We start from the raw sequence: 13,915 nt of genomic DNA on the forward strand, positions 1-13,915 counted from the left end.
CCGCCGGCTTGCTTCAGGCTTCCGCCAGAGCGATGTGATCCGGCGCGAACCGGCGCCATTCCGGTGTTGCCGGCTCGAAACCGAGAGGACGCACCAGCGAAGGAACCTGACGCGTGTCGAGCGCGAAATTCTCCTTTCGCCGCGCGACCGTCGGGACTGCCGAGATCAACCGCCTGGTATAGGAATGCTTTGGCTGCGACAAGATCGAGGCCGCATCGCCGATCTCGACGATCTGGCCGGCATAGAGCACGGCGATGCGATGGGCGATCCGCTCCACCACTGCCATGTCATGCGAGATGAACAGATAGGCGAGCCCATATTCGCGCTGGAGCTCTATCAACAGGTTCAAGACCTGCGCCTGAACGGAGACGTCGAGTGCGGAAACCGCCTCGTCGAGCACCAGCACGGACGGGTTCAGCATCAGAGCGCGCGCGATGCACAGTCTCTGGCGCTGGCCACCGGAAAACTCGTGCGGGTAGCGTTCAAGGGCATTTTCCGGCAAACCGACACGCTTCAGCAGCATGACCATCCGCTCCCGCGTGCCTCCCGACAGACGGCCACCGGCCGCGATCACCGGTTCGGCGAGAATGCTGTCGACCCGAAGTCTCGGGTTGAGCGAGGCGTAAGGATTCTGGAAGACCATCTGCACCGCGCTCGTGCGGTCGGCAGCCTTGCCGCCACTAGTCGTGAACGTGCCGCGCGTCGACTTGACCAATCCAAGGACCGCCCGCGCGGTCGTGGATTTGCCGGAGCCGCTCTCGCCGACGATCGCCAGCGTCTCGCCCGGCATCAGATCGAAGCCGACCCCTTCCACGGCATGAACCGCGCCGGTCGCACGACGCAGGAAGCTGCTCGACACCGCGAAACGGACGGTCAAGCCATCGACCTTCAGCGCCGGTTTGGTCTGAGATTCATCGCGCTGAAAATCCGTGCGCGCGGCACTCCCGGCAGCGAAATGCGGAACCGAATGCAGCAGATGCTGTGTATAGGGATGGATGGGATTATCGAGGATCTGGTTAAGTTCGCCCTGCTCGACCGCCTCTCCGGCCTGCATAACCATGACCTTGTCGGCAATGCCGGCGACGAGGCCGATATCGTGGGTGATGAAGATCATCGACATGCCGGTCTCGCGCTTCAGCTCGGCGAGCAACGCCATGATCTGCGCCTGCACGGTCACGTCGAGCGCGGTCGTCGGCTCGTCGGCGATCAGCAGGCGCGGATTGCAGGCAAGTGCCGTCGCGATCATCACACGCTGAAGCATGCCGCCGGAAAGCTGGTTCGGACAATAGGTCAGGCGTCGCGCGGCATCGGGAATGCGCACACGATCCAAGGCATCCTTGGCGGCGGCCGTCGCTTGGCGGCCGGTCAGACCGCGATGCAGCCGAAACGATTCCTCGATCTGCGTGCCGATCGTCAGCACTGGATTAAGGGACGTCATCGGTTCCTGGAAGATCATGCCGATCTCGGCGCCGCGGATCTTCGTCAGCTGTGCCTCGCCGGCCGTGGTCAGGTCGAGAACGCTGTTATCCGCACGTTTCAGCCGGATCGAGCCGCCAGTAATGCGACCGCCGCCGAAATCGACGAGGCGATTGATCGAAAGCGCCGTGACGGATTTGCCCGACCCACTCTCACCGACGATCGCCAGCGTCTCGCCGGCTTCGAGCTCGAAGCTGACTCCGCGAACGATGGGATTTGCTTCCGGGTTGCGTCCGAAACCGACGCGCAGATCCGAGACCGACAGCAGTGGGCTCATACGGTGGACCTCCGCATTTTCGGATCGAGAATATCGCGCAGGGCATCGCCGAGCAGGTTGAAGCCGAGAATAGAGATCATAATGGTTATGCCGGGGAAGATCAGCAGCCAGGGCGCTGTTTCCATAAGGTTGCGGCTGTCACTCAGCATCAGCCCGAGCGAGGAGGCCGGCGGCTGCGTTCCCAAACCGAGAAAGCTCAGGCCCGCTTCGGTCAACAGCGACCAGGCGAGCGCCAGCGTCACCTGCACCGTCAGCGGCGCAACAAGATTGAGCAACAAATGCCGCGTCAGGATGTAAGACCTGCTGCTGCCGAAGGTGCGGGCGGCATCGACGAAGTCGCGTCCCTTCAAAGACAGCGCCGGACCGCGCACGACGCGGGTAAAGATAGGCGTGTAGACGATCGCGATCGCCGCGACGCTGGTCCAGGTGCCCGGCCCGACGATGGCGATAATCAGGAGCGCTAGAAGGATCGCCGGGAAGGCCAGAAGCACGTCCATCGTCCGCATAATCACGCCGTCCCAGCGCTTTCCGGACCAGGCTGCGGTCAAACCGAGCACGGTGCCGATCAGGCTTGCGGCGGCCACGGACAGGAAGGCGACGGTGAAGGATTCTCCGATGCCGTTCATCAGCCGGCTTGCGACATCGCGGCCGAAGAGATCGGTGCCCATCCAATAGGTGAGATTGGGGGCATGCAGGCGGTCGATCCGGTTCTGCATCAATGGATCGTGCGGGGTAAGCCCCAGCATGCCGAGAATGGCAAGCACGATATAGATGAGAACGATGATGCCGCCGATCCGGCCGCTCATATGTCCCAAAATGGCCTTGACGATCCGCATCAACCCTCTCCCAGACGGACGCGCGGATCGAGCGCGACATAGGCGAGATCGACGAGCAGGTTGACGATCATGAAGTTGAAGGCGATGAACAGCACGCTACCCTGCACCAGGGCATAATCGCGCTGCAGGATGGCGTCGAGCACCATGCGGCCGAGTCCGGGCAGAGCATAGATCTGCTCGACGAGAACCGCGCCGCCGAGAAGATAGCCGAACTCGACGCCACTGAGCGTCACCACCGGGATCAGCGCATTCGGCAACGCATGCCGCCAGATGACGCCACGCGCCGGCACGCCGCGACTGCGGGCCGTGCGGACATAATCATCACTCAGAACATCGAGCATGGCCGAGCGTACGACGCGCGTGACCGAGGCGGCGAAGGCGAAGCCAAGCGTCAATGCCGGCAGGATCATCTGGCCGAGATTGCCGAGCGGATCCTGCCAGATGGGCGTGAACTCCCCCATGGTCGGCAAGACACCGAAACCGGCCGACAAGGCATAGATCAGCAGAAGCCCGAGAACGAAATTCGGCGTCGATTGCCCGATCATGGCGACGATGCGCACGGCAAGATCGGAGAACCTCTCGTTTCGTGTCGCGGCAAAGACGCCCGCCGGCAGGCCGATGGCAAGCGCGATCACCATGGAGAGCAACGCAAGTTCGAGCGTCAGCGGGAAACGCTCGAGGATGATGTCGAGCACCGGCTTGCCGTAGGTGACGGAAATGCCGAGATTGCCCTGGAATATGCCCAGGAGCCAATGCCAATACTGAACAGGCCAGGACTGGTCGATGCCGAAATAGGTGGCAAGGGCCTGCCGCTGCTCCGGCGTCAGCAGGCCCGCATTGGTTCCGAGCATCGCCGTGATCGCGTCACCCGGCACCAGCCGGATGGCGACGAAGACGAGGATGGATACGCCCAGCATGATCAGCGGGAATGTCATGAGCCGGCGCGTCAGGTATCCCATGGCACTTCCTCTAAATCTCGACTGCCGTCACTTGATCGAGACTTTGGCGAGGCCGAACAGCGAGCCCGTCGGCGTCGGCACAAAGCCCTGAACATTCTTCTGTTCAGCCGTGTAGCCATAAGCCGTGTAGAGCCAGATCCAGGGCGAGACTTCGGCGATGTGCTTCTCGAATTCGGCAAAGATCGCTTTGCGCTTGGCCGGGTCGGTTTCGACGCGCCCCTTCTGCATCAGGCTATCGAGCGTGTCGTCGATGTAATTGGCGACCTTCTGCAGATTGCCGGTCTTCGTCCAGTACCGGTTGTACATGGAGTAAGGATCGGCGCTGCCGCCGTTGAGCGCGACCGCCATGTCGAAATTGCCCTTCAGCCAGGTATCGACATAGACGTTGAGCTCCATCACCTTGATATCGAGCTTGATGCCGATTTCGGCGAGCTGCGACTGGATGACCTGCGCTTCGGCTGTCGCCGTCGGCGGCTCGCCGGTGGCGGCGATCACGGTCGCGGAGAAGCCATTGGCAAAACCGGCATCGGCCATCAGCTTCTTTGCCTTCGCTACGTCGCGTGTATAGCAGAAAAGCTGGCCGGGATCGGTGGCGTAGAGCGGCATCGTCAGCGGCCCGGTCACCTTGCCCTCGCCGAGCGCGGCCGTATCCATCACGTCCTTGCGGTCGATGGCGCAAGAGATCGCCTGGCGCACCGCAAGCTGATCCATCGGCTTGCGGGAGGGATTGAGCTGCAGGACATTGTAGGAAAGCACCGGCGTGCGGGTGAGCTGCAGCTTCGGCTCCTTAGGCACCAGTGTCGCCACGAGCGGATCGTTCAGGAGAGCGAAATCGATTTGGCCGGTGCGCAGCGAGGCGAGGATGGCCGTTTCATCGGGCAGTACGCTGATGTTGATGCCGTCGACGCCGATGGCGCCGCCTGCCCAATCCTTGTTGGCGCTCAACACTTCCTTGGAATTCGGAACCCAGCTGTCGAGCTTGAAGGGGCCGGAACCGATCGCCTTCGTGCCGATGGTGCCGGCGGCAATTTCGCTCGCCGGAACAACCGCCGCATTGAGGCTGGTCATCGCCGTCAGGATCGGAACGTCAGGCTGCGACAGGTTGAACACAACGGTATTGGCGTCGGGCGTATCGATGCTCGCGATCGACAAGAAGTTGGCGCGGGCGACGGCGCCGGTCGCCTGGTCGAGGATGCGCTGGAAGGAAGCCTTCACGTCGGCCGAGGTCACCGGGGCGCCATTCTGGAACTTCGCCTTGGCGTTGAGCTTGAAAGTCAGCTGCTTGCCGTCGGGTGAAAACTGCCAGCTGTCGGCAATGCCGGGCACGATCTGCAGACTGCCATCGAGGCGAACGAGCGGCTCATAGATCAGTTCCAGCAGCCGGATGGAGGAAAAGGCCGTCTGCTTGTGCGGGTCGAGCCCGGTCGCATCCTGCGACCACGCCATGCGCAGCGTCGCTGCCTCAACCGGCATCGCGACCACCGCCATGCCAAGCCCCGCCGCCAGCACGACCCCCGAAATCAGTTTCCTTGCAAAATGCCCTTCCATTCCCAGCCCTCCGATTTTTTCAAATGTCCCCGGCCGATTTTGGCCAATTGATTGCTATCGCGGCGCGCCGCGATCTTCCCTTAAGCAGTCCTAGCGTTGATGGCCTTGCGCAAGAATCCATCAGCGTTTTGCAATGCCGCGCGGGCTTCTTCAATGCCCATCCCGGTTATTTCCATGAGAATGGCAAGCTTGACGTCATTGCCTGTCAGATCGAGAACGCGGCGTGCCTCCTGCTGCGAGCAGCCGGTCGCCTGCATGACGATGCGCGCGGCGCGCGCCACCAGCTTCTTGTTGCTCGCGCTGACGTCGACCATCAGATTCTGATAGCTCTTGCCGATGCGGATCATGCTTGCCGTCGTCAGCATGTTAAGAATGAGCTTCTGCGCTGTGCCGGACTTCAGGCGCGTCGAGCCTGTCAGGATTTCCGGACCGACAACCGGAGAAATCGCCAGATCGGCGATGCCGGCAATAATGGAATTGGGATTGCAGGACAGGGCGACCGTAAAGGCGCCGATGCTCTTCGCATAGTTCAAGCCGCCGATGACATAGGGCGTGCGACCGCTGACGGCGATGCCGACAACGACATCGGCTGCCGTCAGATTGATGTCCCGCAGCGCCTGGCGTCCCTGCTCGGGATCATCCTCGGCTCCCTCGATCGAGCGCCGCAGCGCATCCGGCCCGCCTGCAATCAGGCCGATGACCATCTCCGGCGGCACGCTGAAGGTCGGCGGGCATTCGGAGGCGTCGAGCACGCCGAGCCGGCCGCTGGTCCCTGCCCCCATGTAGATCAGCCGGCCACCCTTCTGGAAGGCGGCGACGATCTGGTTGACGGCGGCGGCGATGGCCGGAATGACCTTTTCGACGGCGACCGGCACCGTCTGATCCTCATAATTGATCTCGCGCAGGATATCGAAGGTCGGCAGCAGATCGATATGCATCGTATTCGGATTGCGGCCTTCGGAAACCAACTGCTCCAGTTCGGATATCAACTTCTGCTCTGTCATGGGCCTGTTCTCGAACTAACGCTTCGACATCAATAGGTCAGGAGATGACAAGCCCGACCAATGAAGCATCGGACCCGCCTCAGCAAAATTCGGTTTTTCAACAAAACGGAAGACTGAAATCAGCCAGGATGCAGCCGGCCTTTTCGGCTTCGTTCTGCGCCCATTCCCTGTTTACCTTTATTAACACTATGTCCGTTTATTCCTTCAGTCAATCACAAAAGGAATAAAATATTCCATTTTTTCGCGCGAAAAACCGCTGCGCCAACCTTCCCGTCAACGCTGGCGGATTGCCCTTCTGGCAAGGATGATGGCGCCCGAGACCGCATCGCCATCGATGGGCTTGAGGCTGCGGCGCACATCCGGCGCAAGCCAGGGCTCGAGCGGACTCGCCAAGCCGCCAAGCAGGCAGACGCGCGGCGCACCCTTCTCGAACAGGGTGCGAACCAATGTGTCGATATGCCCTGCCGCGCTTTGCACGATGCGCCGCGCCACGGCATCGCCCTGGTCGGCATGACGCAGAACCATCGGCGCAAGTGTCGCATAGTCGGTGGCGGATGCGCGATCCATCCAGGCCACCGCTTCCATGGTATCGTTCTGGAATCGCTGCATGATCTCGGCCAGCAATGCCGTCTTCTGCTCGCGGCCATCATGGGCGCGAAGCGCGAACTGCACCGCATTCAGCCCGAGGTAAGCGCCACTACCCTCGTCCGAGATCGGAAAACCATAACCACCGACCCGCAATTGCCGGCCCTCGACGAGACCGAGCCCGATCGACCCCGTGCCGGCAATGACGATTGCCCCATCCCGGCCGGAATGGGCGCCGAGGCAGGCTCCCTCGCCGTCGCTGACGAAGTCGATGCTGGCAAAGGGATGTTCTATGGCCCTGAGGGCTGCAAGCGCGCCCTTGCGGCTGATGCCGGCCAGCCCGACGCCTGCATGGATACGCTTGATATGCACGGCGCTCAGACCCGCCTCTTCGATTGCGGCATCGAAGGCCCTGACGATGGAAGCCCAGGCTTCCTCGACACCGAGCCGCGTCGTCGCGGGACCGGACAATCCCTGCCCCAGTATCGTGCCGGCGGTATCCTCGATGCGAGCGCGGCAACCGGTGCCGCCGCCATCGACGCCGAGGAAATAAGGAGAGGTTTCTGCTGCAGCGGTCATGACGTCAGCCGTTCGATATCGGCGCCGCAGAGGCGAAGCTTGCGATCAAGCTGCTCATAGCCGCGATCGAGATGATAGACGCGATTGACGATGGTTTCGCCTTTCGACACGAGCGCCGCCAGCACCAGCGAAACGGAGGCGCGAAGATCCGTCGCCATCACCTGCGCCCCCTTGAGCGGCGCACCACCCCGCACCAGGGCCGTTGTGCCCTGCAGGGTGATGTTGGCTCCCAGCCGCATCAGCTCCGGCACATGCATGAAGCGATTTTCAAACACCGTCTCGCGGATCAGCGAGGCGCCCTCGGCGCAGCAGGCAAGAGCCATGAATTGCGCCTGCAGATCGGTCGGGAAGCCCGGATAGGGTTCGGTGGTGAGGTCGGCGCCCTTGAGCGGACGGTCTCTGGAGACGACCAAGCCGCGATCGCTCGGCCAGACACTGACGCCCATGGCCTCCAGCGCCTGTACGACCGAGGCAAGATTTTCCAACCGGGCATGGATGAGCTCGAGCTGTCCACCGGTGATGGCGGCGGCCACGGCATAGGTTCCCGCCTCGATACGGTCGGGGATGCCGTGGTGTTTGGCGGGACGCCAGCTGGTGTCGCCATCGATGAGGATGCGATGCGTGCCCGCCCCTTCGATCCGCGCACCCATGGCGCTGAGGCAGGCGGCGAGATCGGCAACTTCCGGCTCACGCGCGGCGTTCAAAATCTCCGTTTCACCCTTGGCTGCGCAGGCGGCCATCATGGCCGTCTCCGTCGCGCCGACGGACGGCGAGCTCAGCACGATGCGGGCACCCTTCAGCCCATTGGCAGCCGAAGCGACGATTAGGCCGCTTTCGATCGCGATATCGGCTCCCAGGGTCGCAAGCGCCTTGATATGCATATCGACAGGTCGGGCACCGATGGCGCAACCACCGGGAAGGGAGACGCATGCTTGACCGAAACGGGCAAGCAGCGGCGCCAACACCAGGACGGTCGCTCGCATGCGCCGCACCGTATCGTAGGAGGTCTCCTTCGAGACGATGGCGCTCGGATCGATCGTCGTGCCGTGCGCCGCACGCGTGATCTTCGCCCCATGAAGGGCAATGACGCCAAGCATGTTCTCGACATCGCTGACGACAGGCAGGTTGGTCAGCTCGAGTGGATGCGGGCTCAAAAGGGCAGCCGCGATCTGCGGCAGGGCCGCATTCTTGGCGCCCGAGATCGTCACGGCGCCCTGCAACCTTTTGCCGCCAGAGATGCGAAGTCTATCCATGATCAGAACCCGTTGAAGAGAGGTGCGACGTCCCAGAGACTCCGCCGCCTGCTTCCTGCAGAAGATTATTCGACCATTCCAACCTGTCAACGGAAATTGGAATTTTTTATTCCAATTCTCTATGGTAACCTCTATCGCTCAAAGCATGGTTGCCCGGCTTCATCCGAATGCTATTTTTGGTCTGCTCGTGATGATGCGTGAATCGGCCCCGACGGCCCGAAGGGACAGATGTCTATCTTGAAGAAAATCAGTGCGCAGCTCGAGACCATGGCGCCTGCCGATCGCCAGATCGGGCAATTCATCGTCGAAAATCCCGACCAGATGTTGCGCCTCTCATCGGCGGCGCTTGCGGTCGAGACAGGCCGCAGCCAGTCGAGCGTCGTCAAGTTCAGCCAGAAGCTTGGCTATGCCGGCTACCAGGAACTGAAGCTTGCCGTCAGCGAGGCGAAAGCCCAGGAATGGCCAGCCCCGGCCGGCATGATCCACGGCACGATCGAAGTGGGTGACGGCTATCTCACGATCCTGCAGAAGCTGTTGGGCAGTAAATTGCAAGCCATGCAGCAGACCATCTCGGTCAACAATGAGGGCGATATCGACAAGGCGCTCGAAGCCCTTCACGATGCACGGCGCATCCATCTGGCCGGCGTCGGCGCCTCATCGCTGGTCGCCCGCGACTTTTCTTACAAGCTGATGAAGCTCGGCCGCAACGTCCTGCATGACAGCGACAGCCACGTGCAGATGGCCAATGCGTCGACGCTCGGCCCGGACGATCTGCTCTTCGCCCTTTCCTATTCCGGCACCAGCATCGAGACGCTGCGGATCGCCGAGCTCGCAAGCCAGCGCAAGGCGACCGTCATTGCCGTCACCGGACTTCAGGACAACCCGCTTGCCCGCGTTGCCGATATCCGCCTTCACACCGTCGGCGACGAGGATCGCGTCCGCTCCTCGTCGATCACGGCGCGCGATGCCCAGCTGATGTTGACGGATTTGCTGTTCATTCTGCTGGTGCAAAAGCAGCCCGATGCCCACGACTATGTCCACAACAGCGAAACCGCCGTTTCCGTGCTGAAGGCCAAACGCCTTTCGTAGAGACCGGTAAACAAGCTGTGACGGCTGCCACTCTGTACTGCAGGGATTTCCGGACGTAGCTTGCGAGCCCTTTCGCAACGCACCCGGAGACAATCTCATGGACCTTGGCCTCAAGGATAAAGTCGTTCTGATCACAGGCGGCTCTAAGGGCATCGGCTACGCCTGCGCCGAACTCTTCCTGTCGGAAGGCGCGCGTGTCGCCATATGTTCGCGCGCGCAAGCCAACATCGACAAGGCGCTTTCGAAGCTCTCCGGAGCGCAAGGCTATGCCGCCGACCTGATATCCGATGAGCAGGCACTCGCGGTCGTCGACAAGGTCGAGGCCGAAATCGGCCCCATCGATATTCTCGTCAACAGCGCAGGGGCTGCGGCGCGCACGCCGGCAGACGAACTGACCCCTGCGATCTGGCGCGCCGCGATGGATGCGAAGTATTTTTCCTATATCAACGTGATCGATCCCGTCATCAAACGCATGGGTACGCGTGGCTCGGGCGCCGTCATCAATATCATCGGCAATGGCGGCAAGATCGCCTCGCCCTTCCATCTGGCCGGCGGGTCGGCCAATGCCGCCCTGATGCTCGCAAGCGTCGGGCTCGCCAACGCCTATGCCGGCAAAGGCGTGCGTGTCGTCGGCCTCAATCCCGGCCTGACAGAAACGGATCGCGTCGCCGAAGGCCTGAAGGCGGCGGCGAAAGCTACCGGCTCGACAGAGGAGGAGGCGCTCGCCGACGCGCTGCGGCGCATCCCGATCGGCCGCATGGCAGATCCTACCGACATTGCCAATGTCGTTGCCTTCCTGAGCTCGACCAAGGCAAGTTACGTTACCGGCGTCGTCATCAGCATGGACGGCGCACAAGTGCCGATCGTTGTCTGAGCTTGCAATCGGCGGCGTTAAGCCGCCGACTTCCAGTCCAGGCCGATATCGAGCGTCGGCGCGCTATGTGTCAGCCATCCGACGGAAATGAGATCGACACCGGAGGCCGCGATTGCTGCAGCGGTTGCCGGCGTGATGCGGCCCGACGCTTCGGTAATGGCTCGTCCGGCGACAATATCGACCGCCTCGCGCAGCTGATCCGGCGCCATATTGTCGAGCAGCACGGCATCCACACCTTCGGCCATGGCTTCGCGAAGCTGTTCCAGCGTATCGACCTCGACTTCGATCTTGACCATATGGCCGACGCCCGCCTTGGCTCGACGGATCGCCTCGACGACACCGCCCGCAATGGCAACATGATTGTCCTTGATCAGCACAGCGTCATAGAGCGCGAAGCGATGGTTCATGCCGCCGCCAGCGCGGACTGCATATTTCTCCAGCGCCCTCAGGCCCGGCGTCGTCTTGCGGGTGCAGACGATCGAAGCCTTGGTGCCCGCGATCGCCTCGACGATGCCGCCCGTCACGGACGCGATACCCGAGAGATGGCCGAGGAAATTCAAGGCGGTGCGTTCCGCCGTCAGCAGGCCGCGCGATGGCCCCTCGATCGTTGCAATCACCTCGCCTGCCTCTACCTTCGTGCCGTCAGGCACGTGGCGGGTCATGGTGATGCCGGGATCGACGAGCTGGAAGGCGAGTTCGGACGCATCGAGGCCGGCGACCACACCCGGCTGGCGCGTCACCATTGCCACGCGGGACCGATGCGTCGCGAGGATCACGGCAGCGGACGTGACATCGCCGGCAAGGCCGAGATCCTCAAGCAGGGCATTGCGCACCAACGGCTCGACGATGAGGCGCGGAAGGGGAACGAGGGTCATGTCAGGCGCTCCTGGCGAAGGAATAGGGAATGACGGATCTCGCGATGTCCAAGGCATCGGACAGACGCATCATGCGACGCTGCACATGCTGCAGCTTCAGCGGAAAATCCGTGCGGGCGTGGGCACCGCGCGATTCCCTCCTGAGGCTGGCGAAGACGGCGATCAGCAGCGCGACGAGGGCCGGATCGGCCGCCGGACCCTCACTGTCGAACAACGGCAGGAGGGCTGCGATCGCGCCATGAATCGCGCCAGCATTGCGCAGTACGCCGAGATGGCGCGAGACAACAGGCCGAACAAGCGACGGATCGGGTGCCACGAGACGCGCATGATCGTGCAGCAGCCTTGTCGGGCCTGCATCGATGCCGGCGATATCATGCGCCGCTCGCATGCCCATCACGGCAGCTTCCAGCAGGGAATTGCTGGCAAGGCGGTTGGCCCCGTGCAGGCCGGTGGATGCCGCCTCGCCAACGACCCATAGGCCGGGCACGGAACTGCGGCCATTCTCGTCCGTCGCCACGCCACCCATATGATAGTGGACAGCCGGACGCACCGGAATGAGATCACGCGATGGATCGACGCCGGCCTCGCCGCAAAGCGCGTCGATGACAGGGAAACGCGCCGCGAAGCGGTTGCCGAGCGCCTCACGGGCATCGAGAAAAACCCGGCCTCCGCGCGCGATTTCCGCGCTGATGGCGCGCGCAACGACATCGCGGGCGGCCAACTCGGCGCCATCGACCTCAGCCATGAAGCGCTCGTTATTCTCATTGACGAGCAAGGCACCCTCGCCACGAACCGCCTCGCTGACGAGCGCCAGCGGTCGCCTGCGGCTGTCGAGCGCCGTCGGATGGAACTGCACGAATTCCATGTCGGCCAGAAACGCGCCGGCCCGCGCGGCAAGCGCGATCCCCTGCCCGAAATTGCCGACAGGATTGGTCGTGGCCTCGTAGAGGCCGCCTATGCCGCCCGTCGCGAGCACGACGCGGCAGGATGGCAGGATGATTGTACCCTTCTCCGTAGCACACAGCAGACCGGCGATATGGTCGCCGTCCAGCAACAGCCGTCGCGCCTCATAGCCTTCAAGCACCCTGATCGACGGCGCGCGGGCGACCGCCTCTGTAAGCGCACGGACTATGGCCGCACCCGAGCCGTCGCCTTTCGCATGCACGATACGGCGACGTGAATGAGCCGCTTCGAGGCCCAATGATAGGACGCCGGCGCCATTGCGATCGAACTGAACGCCGGCCCGCTCCAGCGCGGCGATGGCAGCGGGCGCTTCGGCGACGATGCTCGCAGCCACCTTCAAATCGCAAAGCCCGTCGCCGGCGGCAAGCGTATCGGCCAGGTGCAACGCAGCACTATCGTCGTCACCCATGCTGGCAGCGATACCGCCCTGCGCCCAGGCGCTCGACGTTTCCCCGCCGAGCGCGGCGCGCGTTACGATCACGGTGGGTTCCGGGGCCAAGGTCAGCGCTGTCATCAGCCCGGCAAGACCACTGCCGACGATAACGATGCGACCGCTCAGTTCTTCAAGAATCTCGCTCATATCGCCAGCATCCTTTCCACCGCGCGGCGGGCGGCGACCGCGATCGCCGGATTGATCGTCACTTCATGCTGCCCCTCTTCCAACGCCTTACGGATATTCCCGAGCGTGATGCGCTTCATATGCGGGCAGAGATTGCAGGGCCGGATGAACTCCACATCGGGATGACGCACGGCGACATTGTCGCTCATCGAACATTCCGTCAGCAGCACGACGCGCGCGGGGCGCCTTTTGCCGACATAGTCGGACATGACGGCAGTCGAGCCGGCAAAATCCGCTTCCATGACAACATCCGGCGGACATTCGGGATGCGCAAGCACCGTGACGCCAGGATAATTTTCACGCAGTTGGCGCACGTCATCGGCGGTGAAGAGTTCATGGACCTCGCAGTGTCCATGCCAGGCGATGAGCTGAACATTGGTTTCGCGCGCGACGTTGCGCGCCAGATATTCGTCCGGAAGCATCAGCACTTTCGGCACGCCGAGCGATTCCACCACCTGTTTGGCATTGCCCGAAGTGCAGCAGATATCGGATGCCGCCTTCACGGCAGCCGAGGTGTTGACATAGGTGACGACGGGAACGCCCGGATGTGCCTGTCGCAGCAAGGCGATATCCTCAGGCGTGATCGAATCCGCCAGCGAACAACCCGCGTCCATATCGGGGATCAGCACCGTCTTTTCCGGGTTCAGCAGCTTGGCGGTCTCGGCCATGAAGTGCACGCCGGCAAGGACGATGATGTCGGCGTCGACCTCGATGGCCTTGCGCGCCAGCGCCAGGCTGTCGCCGACAATATCGGCAACGCCGTGGAAGATCTCCGGCGTCTGGTAGTTGTGGGCGAGAATGACGGCGTTGTGCCGCCGCTTCAGCTCGAGGATGGCCTCGACATCATCCTGAAACGTCAGCCATTCGGCTTTCGGGATGACGCGGCTGACACGATCATAGAGGGAGGATGCGGATACGGGAAGATTCATGACCGGCTCCTTGTTATACTCATTTTGAGCATATTATGCGCAAATAGAT

At 62.5% G+C, this 13,915-nt stretch carries 12 protein-coding genes; 2 read left to right on the forward strand and 10 right to left on the reverse strand.

The genetic code is table 11. The features are described 5' to 3' along the window. Window positions 1–13: 13 nt before the first annotated feature. From GA0061101_RS10040 to murA, 7 genes are all read right to left on the reverse strand, one after another. Entirely contained in the window at window positions 14–1,753 is a 1,740-nt protein-coding gene (locus tag GA0061101_RS10040; protein WP_037192315.1) for an ABC transporter ATP-binding protein, read from the reverse strand. Then, window positions 1,750–2,589: an ABC transporter permease gene (locus GA0061101_RS10045; protein ID WP_037192317.1), complete on the reverse strand. Its 840-nt coding sequence runs from the start codon at window positions 2,587–2,589 to the stop codon at window positions 1,750–1,752. Before GA0061101_RS10045 ends, GA0061101_RS10040 begins: the two co-directional genes overlap by 4 nt. After that, window positions 2,589–3,548 carry an ABC transporter permease gene (locus tag GA0061101_RS10050; protein WP_037192319.1) on the reverse strand — a complete coding sequence of 320 codons (960 nt, stop codon included), beginning with the start codon at window positions 3,546–3,548 and terminating at the stop codon, window positions 2,589–2,591. The genes GA0061101_RS10045 and GA0061101_RS10050 overlap by 1 nt, the downstream gene beginning before the upstream one ends. Window positions 3,549–3,575: 27 nt before the next feature. Beyond that, window positions 3,576–5,096 carry an ABC transporter substrate-binding protein gene (locus GA0061101_RS10055; protein WP_037192320.1) on the reverse strand — a complete coding sequence of 507 codons (1,521 nt, stop codon included), beginning with the start codon at window positions 5,094–5,096 and terminating at the stop codon, window positions 3,576–3,578. A gap of 80 nt (window positions 5,097–5,176) precedes the next feature. Further along, window positions 5,177–6,100, reverse strand: coding sequence for an N-acetylmuramic acid 6-phosphate etherase (murQ, locus tag GA0061101_RS10060; protein WP_037192321.1), 924 nt, complete (start codon window positions 6,098–6,100; stop codon window positions 5,177–5,179). 273 nt (window positions 6,101–6,373) lie between these two features. Beyond that, entirely contained in the window at window positions 6,374–7,264 is an 891-nt protein-coding gene (locus tag GA0061101_RS10065) for a glucosamine kinase nucleotide-binding domain-containing protein (protein ID WP_037192322.1), read from the reverse strand. Continuing rightward, window positions 7,261–8,517 carry a UDP-N-acetylglucosamine 1-carboxyvinyltransferase gene (gene murA / locus GA0061101_RS10070; RefSeq protein WP_037192324.1) on the reverse strand — a complete coding sequence of 419 codons (1,257 nt, stop codon included), beginning with the start codon at window positions 8,515–8,517 and terminating at the stop codon, window positions 7,261–7,263. Before murA ends, GA0061101_RS10065 begins: the two co-directional genes overlap by 4 nt. Before the next feature lie 228 nt (window positions 8,518–8,745). Between murA and GA0061101_RS10075 the strand changes: the two genes are divergently transcribed. Next, window positions 8,746–9,606, forward strand: a complete 861-nt coding sequence (locus GA0061101_RS10075) for a MurR/RpiR family transcriptional regulator (protein ID WP_037192326.1) — start codon at window positions 8,746–8,748, stop codon at window positions 9,604–9,606. A gap of 97 nt (window positions 9,607–9,703) precedes the next feature. Beyond that, on the forward strand, window positions 9,704–10,480 hold the full coding sequence (locus GA0061101_RS10080) for an SDR family oxidoreductase (RefSeq protein ID WP_037192327.1): 777 nt from the start codon (window positions 9,704–9,706) through the stop codon (window positions 10,478–10,480). A gap of 17 nt (window positions 10,481–10,497) precedes the next feature. Here the strand turns inward: GA0061101_RS10080 and nadC are convergent, their stop codons facing one another. From nadC to nadA, 3 genes are read right to left on the reverse strand one after another with little or no spacing between them, the layout of a single operon-like run. Next, entirely contained in the window at window positions 10,498–11,355 is an 858-nt protein-coding gene (gene nadC / locus GA0061101_RS10085) for a carboxylating nicotinate-nucleotide diphosphorylase (protein ID WP_037192329.1), read from the reverse strand. Window position 11,356: 1 nt separating this feature from the next. After that, a complete protein-coding gene (locus GA0061101_RS10090; protein WP_037192331.1) occupies window positions 11,357–12,898 on the reverse strand; it encodes an L-aspartate oxidase in 1,542 nt (513 codons plus the stop codon). Beyond that, entirely contained in the window at window positions 12,895–13,866 is a 972-nt protein-coding gene (gene nadA / locus GA0061101_RS10095; RefSeq protein WP_037192334.1) for a quinolinate synthase NadA, read from the reverse strand. The genes GA0061101_RS10090 and nadA overlap by 4 nt, the downstream gene beginning before the upstream one ends. Window positions 13,867–13,915 lie beyond the last annotated feature (49 nt).

Source organism: Martinezella lusitana, from assembly GCF_900094565.1.
GTDB classification, from domain to species: Bacteria; Pseudomonadota; Alphaproteobacteria; order Rhizobiales; family Rhizobiaceae; genus Rhizobium; species Rhizobium lusitanum.

What these genes read in the sequence shown, in the direction of transcription:
- GA0061101_RS10075 (WP_037192326.1), top strand. Translation starts at nt 8,746, where the DNA reads ATGTCTATCTTGAAGAAAATCAGTGCGCAGCTCGAGACCATGGCGCCT.
- murA (WP_037192324.1), bottom strand. Translation starts at nt 8,517, where the DNA reads ATGGATAGACTTCGCATCTCTGGCGGCAAAAGGTTGCAGGGCGCCGTG.
- GA0061101_RS10080 (WP_037192327.1), top strand. Translation starts at nt 9,704, where the DNA reads ATGGACCTTGGCCTCAAGGATAAAGTCGTTCTGATCACAGGCGGCTCT.
- nadC (WP_037192329.1), bottom strand. Translation starts at nt 11,355, where the DNA reads ATGACCCTCGTTCCCCTTCCGCGCCTCATCGTCGAGCCGTTGGTGCGC.
- GA0061101_RS10065 (WP_037192322.1), bottom strand. Translation starts at nt 7,264, where the DNA reads ATGACCGCTGCAGCAGAAACCTCTCCTTATTTCCTCGGCGTCGATGGC.
- GA0061101_RS10050 (WP_037192319.1), bottom strand. Translation starts at nt 3,548, where the DNA reads ATGGGATACCTGACGCGCCGGCTCATGACATTCCCGCTGATCATGCTG.
- GA0061101_RS10045 (WP_037192317.1), bottom strand. Translation starts at nt 2,589, where the DNA reads ATGCGGATCGTCAAGGCCATTTTGGGACATATGAGCGGCCGGATCGGC.
- GA0061101_RS10090 (WP_037192331.1), bottom strand. Translation starts at nt 12,898, where the DNA reads ATGAGCGAGATTCTTGAAGAACTGAGCGGTCGCATCGTTATCGTCGGC.
- GA0061101_RS10055 (WP_037192320.1), bottom strand. Translation starts at nt 5,096, where the DNA reads ATGGAAGGGCATTTTGCAAGGAAACTGATTTCGGGGGTCGTGCTGGCG.
- murQ (WP_037192321.1), bottom strand. Translation starts at nt 6,100, where the DNA reads ATGACAGAGCAGAAGTTGATATCCGAACTGGAGCAGTTGGTTTCCGAA.
- GA0061101_RS10040 (WP_037192315.1), bottom strand. Translation starts at nt 1,753, where the DNA reads ATGAGCCCACTGCTGTCGGTCTCGGATCTGCGCGTCGGTTTCGGACGC.
- nadA (WP_037192334.1), bottom strand. Translation starts at nt 13,866, where the DNA reads ATGAATCTTCCCGTATCCGCATCCTCCCTCTATGATCGTGTCAGCCGC.